Genomic DNA, 13,008 nt, shown 5'->3' with positions numbered 1-13,008 from the left:
TTCGGCGGGCCGTCGCTTAACGGCCCGCCGCCTCAGGGCTGAGCTAGGAGGAGTGTTCCTCTTCGTCGGCCTGATATCGCGTCGCCTGCTGCTTCATAAACACCACTTCCTGCGGGCTGGACAGGCTGACACGCTGCGCGCGCAGCAGCTTGAGGATGTTGAACAGCAGTTCGCTCTTGGTCGCGCCGACCATGCGCGGGCTCGGCACATAGCCGGTCACGCTCAGGATAATGCCGTCCGGCCCCAGCTGGCTGAAGCGCACGTAAGGCGCCGGCGTTTCCAGGATGTTTTCGTATTCGTGGTAAGCGTTAAGCAGAATATTGCGCACCTGCTCCGGATCAATGTCGGTCGGAAACGTCAGCGCGATGGTCACCACCCCTTGCGCGTTGCCCATGGTGGCGTTGCGCACGTTCTGCGAGATCAGCTGCGAGTTCGGTACGATCATGGTGGAGCGGTCGCTGAGCTGGATTTCGGTGGCGCGCACGTTGATGCGCCGCACGTCGCCTTCCACGCCGCCGATGCCGATCATATCCCCCACCTTCACCGGGCGCTCGGTCAGCAGGATCAGGCCGGAAATAAAGTTCTTCACGATCTCCTGCAAACCGAAACCGATGCCGACCGACAGGGCGCTGACGATCCACGCCAGGTTGCTCCACTGGATGCCCAGCGCCGCCAGGGTGATCAGTATCACCAGCACATAGCCGATATTGCTGAACAGCGTCACCAGCGAGGCGCGAATGCCGACGTCCGAGATGGTTTTCGGCAGCAGTTCAGATCCCAGCCAGCGCCGCACCGCGCGCAGAATATAGATGCCGATCGCCAGGCAGATCACGGCGTTGAGCAGGTTGCCGGGCACGATGTTGAAACGCTGCAAGCCTTCACCGGTCAGGATGGAGACGATTTTCTCCATCAGCGAACCCGGCGTGGTGCTGCCGAACGAGCCGTTGAACAGCGAGACAATCATCAACAGCAACAGCGAACATTTGGCCAGCGCAGTGGTGATGATCGCCATCTGCTCCAAATGGCGATCCTTGAAGCTGAGCGTTTTTTTCAGCATCTTGCCGCTGACGGTCTGCGGCGAAAACAGCGCGGCGCACAAATCGGTGGCGAACAGCACCATAAAATAGAACGCCATCAGCACCAGCACCACCCAGATCAGTTGGTAGGTCAGGAAGCGGGCGAAGGCGATGTAGCCGATAAGCAGGGAAAACAGGATCACCACCGAACAGACCAGGGTGACGAGGTGCACCAGCCCGCTGACCAGCGTGCGTTTTTCCAGGTGCGCGCCCTGCTGTTCCAGCCGGCGCCGAATGCGCTGGCCGCGCAGCGGCGCCGCCAGCAGCACCATGCCGATCAGCCCCGCCACCAGGCCGTTGCCGAAGATGGTGGTGGCCAATGAGGCGCTGACGACGTTGTTGATCAGCTCCACGGTGCCGAATGCCAACGCCAGGCCGGCCAGCAGCGGCGAGAAGTAACGCAGCCCGGCGGCCACCTCGTTATCCATGGAAGCCAAGCGCCACGATGGGCGATTCAGCGACAGCGCCGCACGCCCCAGCCCGGCGATCAGCGCGCAGAAAATCCCCAGACGGTTAAAGCCTTCGGCGAAGTCCTCCAGCATCACCGGCAGCGGCTGCACGCGAACAAAGACGTAATACAGCAGGTTCAGCGCGATAGAGGTGGTGATCACCGTCACCACCACGGTGACGAGCGCCATAAAGCTGCGGCGCAGACGCCCGTCCGGCAGGAAACGGATGCTGACCCAAGCGAGGAAACGCTCGGAGAAATAGCGCCCCCAAGACCAGACAATCACCGCCAGCGCCAACAACGCCAGCGTGCCGTAACGCCACTCCTCCTGCCAACTGGCATCCCAGGCCGCTTTCATCTCGGCGTTGAACTGATCCAACCGCTGCACGTCATTTTCGGACGGCTGCAGCACCGGCGCCCAAAATTTGATGCCCAGAATGCTGCCGGTATTCAGCGCCAGCTGGGTTTTAAACGCCACCCGGCGCAGATCGCCGATCTGTTGCCCGAGCTCGAAGGCGCTGGTCTTGATGGCCTGAGCGCGTTTTACCGCATCGTCCAGCTGTTTCTTGCTGTTGTTCAGCGCGTTGCGCTGCTGGGCCACCGCCGGGGTTTCAGGCAGCGCGCCGGCCGCCGGGGCCGGCCCCAGGACGTCCAGCTGCGCTTTCAGTTTGTCCTGCTCGGGCTGCAGATCGGTGGCGAGCTTTTCCATGCTGGCGACCAGATCGTCGGTCGCCAGCCGCAGTTTGCTGAGCTGTGTATCGGTGGTCGCTTTGGAAACCAGCTGCTTCATGCTGTCCAACTGCTTTTGCGCGGCTTTCAGCTGCGTAGCGGGATCGGGCGCGCTTTCGGCGGCGGGATCATCCTGGGCGGCGGCGACGGCGCCGAACGGCGTCAGTTGCAAACCAAACAGCAATAACAACAACAGCAGGAACGGGCGAGGCTTTAACATAAATTCAGTGCTCAGCATCATTATCTGATAGACAGACGAACAGGCGGCGGATGAACCGTCGCTTAACCATAAACGCTAATTATAATAGCTGCTTAATGTCGGCCGAAATACAGTAATTATTCCCATTGTGTGCCACGCGCGCGCGCCCTCCTTAGCCTGCTGATTATTCAGGCGCTTTTACACTGGCGATACGGCACAAGGCGCTCTATACTCCAGCCACCGATTAACCTGCAACCAATAAAAGGAGACTTACTATGCTGACGTGTGAATTGTTTTTTCACTCACACTTCTTTGGTAATCGTCGCCGCTCAAGCATTACCGGTATCGTGCTGCGATAACCCAGCTTGAGCGAAGCTTACTAAAATCCAGGATCTTCCCTCCGGCTTACCGGGTTGTCGTCAGCGATGTTTGACGATAGGCATTGTCATGCCTGTAACTCTTGAGTAAGCAATGAGCACACTACTGTCTGCACAATCTGTCGGTTACGACAACGCGTTCGGCGTCCTGCTGAGCGAGATTTCCTTCACCCTGAAAAAAGGCGATCGCATCGGTTTGATCGGCGACAACGGCTGCGGCAAAAGCACCCTGCTGCAACTGCTCAGCGGCGCCCTGCCCATCCACAGCGGAACGGTGACATTGTCACAACAATGCCTGATGGCGCGCATCGAACAACACTTGCCGCCCGAGCTGCACGCCTGCACTCTGCTGGATGCGGTGCTGGCGCGGCTTCCGGCGAGCCAACACCTCAGCGAACGCTGGCGCTGTGAAGCGCTGCTCGCCGAGCTGGGGTTTGAACCGGCGAGCTGGACGTTGACCGCCGGCACCCTCAGCGGCGGCCAGCACACCCGCCTGCTGCTGGCGCGCGCGCTGATCCGTCAGCCCGATCTGCTGCTGCTCGACGAGCCCAGCAACCACCTGGATCTGCCCACGCTGCTGTGGCTGGAGCAGTTCTTGCGCAGCTGGAACGGCAGCTTCGTGCTGGTGTCGCACGATCGCTATCTGCTCGATCAGGTGACCAACTGTACCTGGATCCTGCGCGACAAAACGCTGCAGTTTTTCCGCTTGCCCTGCTCCGCCGCACGTCAGGCGCTGGCAGAACAGGACGCTGCGGACGAGCACCGCCGTCGGGCCGAGCAAAAAGAGATAGACCGGGTGGAAAAAAGCGCCAAACGTCTGGCGACCTGGGGCAAGGTCTATGACAACGAAGATCTGGCGCGCAAAGCCAAGCAAATGGAAAAGCGCGTCGATCGGTTGAAGGAAGAACAGACCACCCTGACCGCCGGCAGCCCGTGGCGGCTGCGACTGCAGGGAGAGGCGCTGGACGCCGATCGCCTGCTGGCGCTGCCGCAATGGGCCGTGCGCCCGGCGCCGGAGGCGCCGGTGCTGTTCAGCCTGGCACATCTGCGGGTGAAAAGCGGCGATCGCATCGCCATCGTCGGGCGCAACGGCTGCGGCAAATCGTCGCTGCTGCGCTTGCTGTGGCAGGCGTATCAGCAGCCCACGGAACGCCCGGCGATCTTCCACCCGCGCGTGCGCATCGGCTATTACGATCAGAGCCTGCAACAGCTGCGCGATGAAGACACGTTGAGCGAAGCGCTGGCGCAGTTTGCGCCGCTGACCGAGGAACAGCGGAAAATGGCGCTGATCGGAGCCGGCTTCCCTTACCTGCGCCATCATCAGCAGATCCGTTCGCTGAGCGGCGGCGAGCGTTCGCGGCTGCTGTTCGTCGGCCTGACGCTGGCCAACCATTCGCTGCTGCTGCTGGACGAGCCCACCAACCACCTGGATATGGCGGGCAAAGAAGAGTTGGCGGAAACGCTGCGCCAGTTCGCCGGCGCCGTCATGTTGGTCACCCATGACCGGATGCTGATCGAACAAAGCTGCAACCGCTTTTGGCTGATCGACCAGCAAAAACTGGAAGAGTGGCACGATCTGGCGCCGGTGTATCAGCGCCTGGCGGGCGAAACGCCGGCGCTGCCGACGGCGGGCAAGGCCACCGCAGACGGCCCGACGCCGCACGAGCGGCTGGAAGACGAAGAAGCGCTGTTGGCCGCGCTGTTGGCCCTAGAAAGCAAACTGGAGGACGACCTGGCGCGCAAGCCCAAGCACCAGAAACCGGCGCTGCAGGCGCGCTGGCGCCGCGAGATTGCCGACATCACCGCCCGGTTGAATCTGGGTTAACCCCACAGGCCGCCGAACGGCGGCCTGTTTATTGATGTATTGATGGAAAGCCGCTTGTCGCTTTCCCTTGGTTCGCACGGCATCCCGATTGCTGGTCACTGTCGGCCAGCCAGGATAATCCGCGCGGGCGGCGATACCGGCCGTGGCCCTGCGTATGCAGCAAAGCGCCAGGATCACGTTCCCTTTCGTTATTCGGTAATGGCAGGCGGCGAATATCGCCAGGCTAAAAGAAACGCGGTGATAGCCGCTTCGGCCATCTGTTGCAACTGTTCCGGCGTCGGCCACTGGTCGGATAACAGAGCCGCCGGCAACGGATACCCCATCACCGCGCCCAGAAATGCCATAGCCTGAGGCTGCGCATCAGCAAATTGGACTTGCCCATGTTGCCGCGCCTGTTCCAACATTTTCACAAATGCCTGCAGCACCCTTCCGGCATTGCGTTCACGCAACGTGGCGTACAACTCAGGTTTCTGCAACAGCAGTTGCACCATCAGCCGCTGAAAATGCACGTTATCAACGCTGAAAAAATGCGCCTGCACCACCGAAGCGAAACGCGCCAGCACCTGCGGTAAATCCATACTCTCCTGAGCCAAAATGGCGGCGATCGGCGGCTGCATCTTCTCGATAAGATGGTTGAACGTCTCCAGCACCAGGGCGTCTTTGCTCGGGAAGTGATTATATAAGGTTTGACGGGTGGTTCCCGCCTCGTTGGCTATCTCGTCCAACGAGATATCCAAGCCCTGCTGCAAAAACAGAATGCAGGCGGTTTCCAGTATCCGTGGCCTGGCCTTCATCGGCCGTCCCGGTTGGCGGTTGATCATGCTCTCTCTCCAGCCCAGAGGCTCATTTTCGCGCCTTAAGTCGTGCCAACCCTTGTTTGGTCAGAACAAAAAACAACGGTACGAACAATAATGTCAGCAGTGTGCCAGAAATCATGCCGCCGATCACCGCAATCCCGATTTCGCGCCGGCTGGCGGCCCCGGCACCGACAGAAAGCGCCAGGGGGATCACACCCGCGACAAACGCCAATGAGGTCATCACGATGGGCCGCAGACGCAGTCGCGCCCCTTCCAGGGTCGCCTGCAACAAAGCGGATCCCGCTTTGAGCCGCGTTTCAACAAACTCGACGATCAGGATAGCGTTTTTCGCCGACAGGCCAATCGTCGTCAACATTCCCACCTGGAAGTAAATATCGTTTTCATACCCCGCAAGGCGCGCGGCGACAACGGCTCCGATAATCCCGAGGGGAATGATCAGCATCACGGACAATGGGATAGACCAACTCTCGTACAGCGCGGCCAGGCAGAGGAAAATGAACAACACCGAAGCCAGATACACCAGCAATGTTTGCCCGGCGGCCAATTGCTCCTGATATGAGAGCCCGCTCCACTCAAGGCGGTAGCCGTCTACACCGCCGATGATGCTCTGCATACGCGCCATCGCGGTGCCGGAGCTTTCGCCCTCGGCTGCCGTCCCCTGTAACTGTGTGGCCGACAGCCCGTTAAAGCGCTGCAGCATTTGTGGCCCTGAGAGCCAACGCGTAGTCGCGAAGCTGGCAAAGGACGCCATGCTGCCGCTTTCACCACGTACGAACCAATTATCGATATCATCCGGCGCCGATCGCCAGGCCGCGTCCCCCTGCATGTAGACCCGCTTTACGCGGCCGCGATCGATAAAATCGTTAATATAAGCGCCCCCCCAGGCGGCAGAAAGCGTGTTGGTGATGTCAGCCTGCTGCAGCCCTTGTGCGCTGGCCTTTTGCTGATCGATATCGACCTGCAATTGTGCTTTATCTTCGAGGCCATTGATGCGTACCGCCGTTAACAACGGATCTTCGGCAGCGGCGGCGATCACTTGCCTCTGCGCAGCTTGCAGTGCGTCATGCCCAACGCCGTTTTGATCCTGTAACCACAGTTCAAATCCACTGGACTGCCCCAATCCGCGCACCGCCGGCGGCGACAACACATTGATCTGCGCGTCGCGATAGTTTTTGAAATGGCGATTGGCGCGGCTAATAATCGCCAGCGCGTTATTCTCATTACCGCTGCGCAGCGACCAATGTTTAAGTTCGGCAAACGCCATGCCGACATTCTGACCACTGCCGGCGTTATTGCGCCCGACAACCATGAAGATCACATTCAGGTTATCCCGCTCTGCGGTCATGAAATAGTCGACGATAGCGTCAGCAGTCTGTTGCGTTCTGGCCATCGGGGCGCCTGGCGGCAGAGAAAACTGGACCATTACCGAGCCCTGATCCTCGACTGGGAGAAAACCGGTAGGCATCCGCAGATATTGCCAGATCATGAAACCGACCAGCAGCAGCGCCAACATGCAAAAACGCCCTTTGCGCGCCATCACATGGTTCAATCCCAACCCATAACGCCGCTGTCCGTATTCCACCAGGCGGTTAAAGCCGCGAAAAAAGCGGCTGCGCGGCCGCTGCACCGACGGTTTTAGCAAACCGGCGCACAATGCCGGCGTCAAGGTCAACGCCACCAACACCGACAGCACCATCGCAGCGACGAGCGTGATGGAAAACTGTCGGTAGATTATGCCGGTTGAACCGCCGAAAAATGCCATCGGAACAAATACCGCCGAAAGTACCAGCGCGATGCCGATCAGCGCACCATTGATCTCCCGCATCGAATGCAACGTCGCCTCGCGCGGCGGCAATTGCGCTTCCTCCATCACGCGCTCAACGTTCTCAACCACCACTATCGCGTCATCCACCAACAGGCCGATCGCGAGCACCATGGCGAACAGTGTCAAGGTGTTTACGCTGTAACCCAACAGCGCCAAAATGCCGAAAGTGCCGAGCAGCACTACGGGTACCGTAATGGCGGGGATCAATGTGGCGCGCCAATTTTGCAAAAACAGATACATCACCACAATCACTAGCGCGATCGCTTCCAACAAGGTTTGCACGACGCCTTCAATGGACACCAGTACGAACGGCGTGCTGTCACGCGGATAAGCCACCTGCAGCCCCGGCGGAAACTGCGGCGCCATGCGCTCCACTTCAGCCCGCACCCGTTCGGCAACCTCCAGCGCATTGGCGCCGGAAGCCAGTTGAATCGATATGCCGGCCGCTGGGTACCCGTTGAGGCGCGTTTGGTTTTGATAGTTTTCCGCACCGATCTCCACGCGCGCAACATCGCGCAAATACACCGCCGAACCGTCGGTATTGGTGCGCAGAATAATATTCTCAAACTGCTCCGGCGTTTCCAGCCGCGATTGCGTGGTCACGGTCGCGTTCAGCGCCTGGCCATCCATCGTAGGCAATGCGCCGATCTCACCGCTGGTGACCTGGGCATTTTGCGCTTCTATCGCGGCTTGCACGTCAGATGGCATCAGGCCATAACCGCTCAACTTGATCGGATTGAGCCAAACGCGCATCGCATATTGAGCGCCAAATACCGTCGTCTCCCCGACGCCATCCACCCGGCTCAGCGGATCTTGCAGCGAACTGACCAGAAAATCATTAATATCAACGCTGTCCATGCGGCCTTGCGTGTCGTACAGGGCGACTACCATTAGGCTATCGCCCTGCGATTTTGTCACCGTTATCCCTTGCTGCTGCACTTCTTGCGGCAATCGCGACGTTGCCTGATTGACCGCATTTTGCACTTGAACCTGAGCAATGTCCGGGTCGGTTTGTTGTTCGAAGCTAAGGCTGATGCGAGCCTGACCCGCCGAACTGCTGGTTGATGAGAAATACAACAGGCCATCGATCCCTTTAATTTGCTGTTCGATAATCTGAGTTACGCTGTCCTCTACCGTTTTGGCCGAAGCGCCGGGGTAATTGGCGGTCACCGTGACGCCAGGTGGGGCGATGTCGGGATATTGCTCAACCGGCAATGTCCAGAGCGCCAGTGCGCCCGCCGCCATAATGCAGATGGCCAGCACGGCCGCAAATACCGGTCGAAAGACGAAAAAATGCGCTAGCATGCCTGACTCCTCTGATTATCTCGCTTACGGATGCTTTGATGATGCATCTAATGACTCCAATTACTTTACAGTAAAGTAAATAAATTAAATCAAATCTGAAATCAAGCAGGAATCAACACCGTATTGTCATCTGACTATGGCACCCTGCACGCTAAACTTTGTTCGGAACATTGCCGCCATGACTTCACTTTCCCCACGGGACATCGAGGCGCGCTACCGCTTCGCGCGTGAGATCGCCCGCGCCGCCGCCGATCTCGCCTTCAGCTTTTATCAACGGCGGCAAAGCCTGGCTGTCGACTTCAAACAGGGGCTGCAGGACGTGGTCAGCGAGGCCGATCGCCGCGTCGAAGCGCTAATCCGCCGCATGATCAGCCGCCGTTTTCCCCAGGACGGGTTTCTCGGCGAGGAAAGCGGCAGCGCCGGCGAGAATGCCGCCTGCATTTGGGTCGTCGATCCGATTGACGGCACCGCCTGCTTCCTGAACGGATTGCATACCTGGTGTATCGCGATAGGCGTGGTGATCGACGGCGAGCCGACGATAGGCGTGGTCTACGATCCCAACCACCGCGAGATGTTCCGCGCCTGTCGCGGCGGCGGCGCCTTTCTCAATGGGGAGCCGATCGCTGTGCATGCCGGGCGCAGCGTCGCGGATGGCGTGATGGGCGTCGGGATTTCCCCGCGCGCCTCGGCGGCGGAATTCAGCGGCTTTCTTTGTCGCCTGCTGCAGGCGGGCGGGATGTTCGTGCGCAGCGGCTCCGGCGCGTTGATGACCGCCCAGGTGGCCGCCGGACGGCTGCTGGGCTATTACGAACCGCATATGAACGCCTGGGACAGCCTGCCTGGGTGGGTGCTGACGCGCGAAGCCGGCGGCGTTGCGAATGACTTTATGCACAACGACGGGCTGCGACGCGGCAACCCGCTGCTGCTGGCCAACGCGGCGCTCTACCCGCAGTTGGCCGAGCTGATTCATATGCCGGGCTTGATCGGCTCGACGTGCCCTATCGCGCGCGTGATGGCCGGATAAAGCGCGCGCAGCCGGCGCTCGACCCGATCGACCGCATCGTGCGCGGCGGCGATGGTCACCGCCGGCGACACCCGGCAGTGGAAGTTGACGATGATGCCGCCGTCGCTCTTGCGCGCGCGGACGTTGTGTACGTCCTGCACGTTCTCCCCTCGCTCCAGCGCCGACTGCAGGATCCGCCGAATATCGGCCAGCTCCGTCGCCTCGACATCCTCGCTGGTCAGCCAGTGCGGCGTCTGCGGCTCCAGGTGCGTCTCTATCTCGGTGTCTTTACCGATCGCCTGGCGCAGGATCCCCTCTATCTCCGTGGCGATGTCATGCGCCTGCGCCACGCTGGCGTTGGCCGGCACCGCCAAATCCATGCCGATCGCCATGCGCGTCGGCAGCTGCTGCAAGGTCACATTCTGTACCTGCGCGCCGTGGTTGGCGGCGATCGCCCGAATGCGCGTCGCCATGTCTTCATCGCTGCGGGTCTGCGGCACCGCGATGACGGTGAATTCCGCCCTGGCGTAGTGCTTCCGCAGTCGCTCGACGATCTCTTGCTTCAGCGCGTCGATGCGCTCCAGCGGCAAGGTGCGGCACACCGCCACCGTGATCTCGACGAACAGCACCGCGCCGGCATTGCGAATGCGCACGCTGTCGCAGGCCAGCACCGCCGGAAAACGCGTCAGCGTGGCGCGGATCGCCTCAGTAGCCCCGGCCGGCGCGGCATCCATCAGTGAATCGAAGGAGCGTTTACCCAGTTTGATCGCGGCGACAAAGATAAAGCCGGCGACGATCAGCGCGGCGATGGCGTCCGCGCGGCCAAAGCCCAGCAGCACAAACACCATGCCCAGCAGCACCACGCCGGACGAAAGCATGTCGGAGAAGAAATGCAGCGCATCCGCTTCCAGCGCCGCGCTGTCGGTCGCTTTGGCGACGCGGTTGAGCGCCCGCACGCGGAAGAAATCGACGCAGATGGAAATCAACAGCACCGCGATCACCACCGGCGCGGCGACGATCTCATGCGGCTGCCCGAGCAGGCTGCTGCCCGCCTCATAGACAATCCAACCGGCGGCGCCCAGCAACAGCAGCACCTCGAACAGCGCCGCCAGGTTTTCCACCTTGCCGTGGCCAAAGTGGTGATCGTCATCGGCGGGCTTATCGCTGATACGCACCGCCAGCCAGGTGATGCTGGTGGCGATAAAATCAGTGAAAGAGTGGATCCCTTCGGATATCAGGCCAATACTGCCGGTAAAAATGCCGGCGACAAATTTGCCCGTGGCCAGTAACCCGCTGGCGATCATCGAGTTTCTGGCCACGGCCTGTTTTTCATTCTGCATTATGCTGCTCACATTCGGACGGTGATTTATTTTTTTATTTTAGAGGATAATTGCCAGACAACGGCGATCAGCAGCATACTGCCAGAGAATGTCAGCATGAGGCTAGTAAGAAAATTGGATTTCCCGGTGGAATAAAAATAAATCTCATTAACGCCCACCGAGATCATTAAAATGGCGTAGAGCAATCCCAGAATAAGAATCGTCATTATTATCAACTCCCGTATCAGGCCGCGCGTTCGGCGCGCCGCTAAAAATCCTCCCCATAATAAATAACGGTTACGGGGAGGATGCATCTAGGCGGATCTTTTGCGTTCATCAATCATCCCATTTGGTGCTCATATAGGCCGCCAACAGGCCCAGTGAGCTGATCATTGCCAGGAATCCCATAAAAATAGTCATGTTTCCCATTGTTTTTTCCTCAGGTTAAATGTTATCGATAAAAGCCCCTCGCGTTAAATATCGGGGTTGGTCGGTATCCATATTTTTTAACGCCCTCCTCTTTTTTGTCACACTCCCGCCCTTTTTAGAGCGGGAACCGTTTAAATCCCCAAAACGTACTGGGCAATTTTGAAATAAATAATCAGGCCGGTGCCGTCGATAAAGGTGGCGATAAACGGCGCCGACACCACCGCCGGATCGATGCCGAGCCGTTTCAACAGCATCGGAATGATCGACGAGACAATCGCGCTCCACACGGTGATCGCCACCAGCGACAGGCTGACCACCAGCGTCACCTCCATGCCGACGCCCATGATCCAGGCGCGCACCCAGGCCGCCAGGCCGATGGTGACGGCGATCAGCAGCGAGGTCGTGACCTCTTTGCGGATCACCGCGCCAAGATTGCGCAGGCTGACCTCGCCCAGCGCCATGGCGCGCACCAACGTCGAGGTGATCTGGGTGCCGCTGTTGCCGCCGGTGCCGATCAGCAGCGGGATAAAGAACGCCAGCGCGATCGCCGCTTCGAGTTGCTCTTCAAACGCCTTGAGCACGTTGCCGGTGTAAGCCTCGGCGACGAACAGCATCAGCAACCACACCGAGCGTTTGCGCCACAGCGCCCACGGGCTGGTCTCCAGATAAGGCTTGTCCAGCGGCAGGCTCGCGCCCTGGCGCTGCGCGTCTTCGGTGTTTTCAGCCTCGACCAACCGGGCGATCTCTCGCTCCCCCAGCACGCCGACCAGCGTGTTGTTCGCCACGACCGGCACCACGTCCAGGCCGCCCTTGCCGAGCAGATGCGCCACGTCGTTACGATCGTCGTCGGGTGAAACCTGAAAATAGCTGTGATCCATCATCACGCCGACCGCTTTATCCTGCTCGTCGCACTGCAGCAGTTTTTTCACCGACAGCGTGCCGCGCAGATGATAATCGTCCGCGGTAATAAATACCCGGGTGGGAATTTCGTCCGTTTTAAGCTGTGAAAGTAAATATTCCCGGGCATGATTGACCGTCATCGTCGCGGGAACGGTAATAAAATCGGCGTTCATATAGCCGGCGACCGATGTCTCGTCGAGAGTTTCAGTCGCGCTCAGCGCCGGAGAAGAATAGTGTTGATGTGACTTTATCATTTTGTCAGTCCCTATTTCTGTTTTGAACTTCAACAGCGAATCGCATAGGGGCGTAACCACAGAGGGGGAGTGCAGACTGCCTATCTCCGCGTCCAGGTTTTAGCACTATACAACGTATCCGAATTGTTGCTCGGAAGTTACTTTGGGCTGAACCTTAATCCGATAAAGCCTGTCTTAACCTTGGGCATCTCTCGATGTCGTCAGATCAGTAACCTGTGTTTGTATAGGAGCCTCGCCAAACGAGATACTGCATATAAACTACCGGCGCAGTATAGGCGGTGTTTTATCCGGCGGGAAGAAAAGATTGCCCGTCGTTTATGGAGTATTTAGGATAATGTTATTAAACACGAATCTATAAAAGCGGCTGATATAAATCAGCCGCTTTTATTGTAAGCCTTAAACCACCTCCTAAGGAGGTGGTGATTGAACCTGTGAGGCTCTAGCCTGAAGGAAACCCATGCCGGAATATTCCAGCTTACTCACCACAAGTAAGAAGGAAAT

General features: G+C 59.1%; 9 protein-coding genes and 1 riboswitch. Of the genes, 2 read left to right on the top strand and 7 right to left on the bottom strand.

Annotation, left to right across the window (positions count from 1 at the left end; translation table 11 throughout):
• Window positions 1–43: 43 nt before the first annotated feature.
• Window positions 44–2,473 carry a DUF3772 domain-containing protein gene (locus ACJ8HB_RS12685; RefSeq protein WP_170943487.1) on the bottom strand — a complete coding sequence of 810 codons (2,430 nt, stop codon included), beginning with the start codon at window positions 2,471–2,473 and terminating at the stop codon, window positions 44–46.
• 450 nt (window positions 2,474–2,923) lie between these two features.
• Between ACJ8HB_RS12685 and ACJ8HB_RS12680 the strand changes: the two genes are divergently transcribed.
• The gene (locus tag ACJ8HB_RS12680; RefSeq protein WP_047567374.1) at window positions 2,924–4,654 is read left to right on the top strand and encodes an ABC-F family ATP-binding cassette domain-containing protein; all 1,731 of its coding nucleotides are present in this window, start codon (window positions 2,924–2,926) and stop codon (window positions 4,652–4,654) included.
• A 188-nt stretch (window positions 4,655–4,842) separates the two neighbouring features.
• Here ACJ8HB_RS12680 and ACJ8HB_RS12675 read toward each other — a convergent pair whose 3' ends face one another.
• Both ACJ8HB_RS12675 and ACJ8HB_RS12670 read right to left on the bottom strand, forming a co-directional pair.
• Entirely contained in the window at window positions 4,843–5,475 is a 633-nt protein-coding gene (locus ACJ8HB_RS12675) for a TetR/AcrR family transcriptional regulator (RefSeq protein ID WP_047567372.1), read from the bottom strand.
• Between the two features lie 22 nt (window positions 5,476–5,497).
• On the bottom strand, window positions 5,498–8,602 hold the full coding sequence (locus ACJ8HB_RS12670; protein ID WP_047567371.1) for an efflux RND transporter permease subunit: 3,105 nt from the start codon (window positions 8,600–8,602) through the stop codon (window positions 5,498–5,500).
• Window positions 8,603–8,780: 178 nt separating this feature from the next.
• Between ACJ8HB_RS12670 and ACJ8HB_RS12665 the strand changes: the two genes are divergently transcribed.
• Window positions 8,781–9,626, top strand: coding sequence for an inositol monophosphatase family protein (locus ACJ8HB_RS12665; RefSeq protein WP_047567369.1), 846 nt, complete (start codon window positions 8,781–8,783; stop codon window positions 9,624–9,626).
• Here the strand turns inward: ACJ8HB_RS12665 and ACJ8HB_RS12660 are convergent.
• The 4 genes from ACJ8HB_RS12660 to ACJ8HB_RS12645 form a co-directional block, all read right to left on the bottom strand.
• Window positions 9,569–10,945, bottom strand: coding sequence for a cation diffusion facilitator family transporter (locus tag ACJ8HB_RS12660; RefSeq protein WP_047567368.1), 1,377 nt, complete (start codon window positions 10,943–10,945; stop codon window positions 9,569–9,571). The genes ACJ8HB_RS12665 and ACJ8HB_RS12660 overlap by 58 nt on opposite strands.
• A 26-nt stretch (window positions 10,946–10,971) precedes the next feature.
• Window positions 10,972–11,151 (bottom strand): hypothetical protein, encoded by a 180-nt coding sequence (locus ACJ8HB_RS12655; RefSeq protein WP_033634607.1) that lies wholly within the window; start codon window positions 11,149–11,151, stop codon window positions 10,972–10,974.
• Window positions 11,152–11,260: 109 nt separating this feature from the next.
• Window positions 11,261–11,344 carry a protein MgtS gene (gene mgtS / locus ACJ8HB_RS12650; RefSeq protein ID WP_369803928.1) on the bottom strand — a complete coding sequence of 28 codons (84 nt, stop codon included), beginning with the start codon at window positions 11,342–11,344 and terminating at the stop codon, window positions 11,261–11,263.
• 140 nt (window positions 11,345–11,484) lie between these two features.
• Window positions 11,485–12,507 (bottom strand): magnesium transporter, encoded by a 1,023-nt coding sequence (locus ACJ8HB_RS12645; RefSeq protein ID WP_033653108.1) that lies wholly within the window; start codon window positions 12,505–12,507, stop codon window positions 11,485–11,487.
• A gap of 77 nt (window positions 12,508–12,584) precedes the next feature.
• A riboswitch (M-box (ykoK) riboswitch) is annotated at window positions 12,585–12,758 on the bottom strand.
• Window positions 12,759–13,008 lie beyond the last annotated feature (250 nt).

Origin of the sequence: Serratia sp. CY27727, assembly GCF_052169275.1 — a bacterium.
GTDB classification, from domain to species: domain Bacteria; phylum Pseudomonadota; class Gammaproteobacteria; order Enterobacterales; family Enterobacteriaceae; genus Serratia; species Serratia sarumanii.
This window is presented reverse-complemented; position numbering and strand designations above follow the sequence as displayed.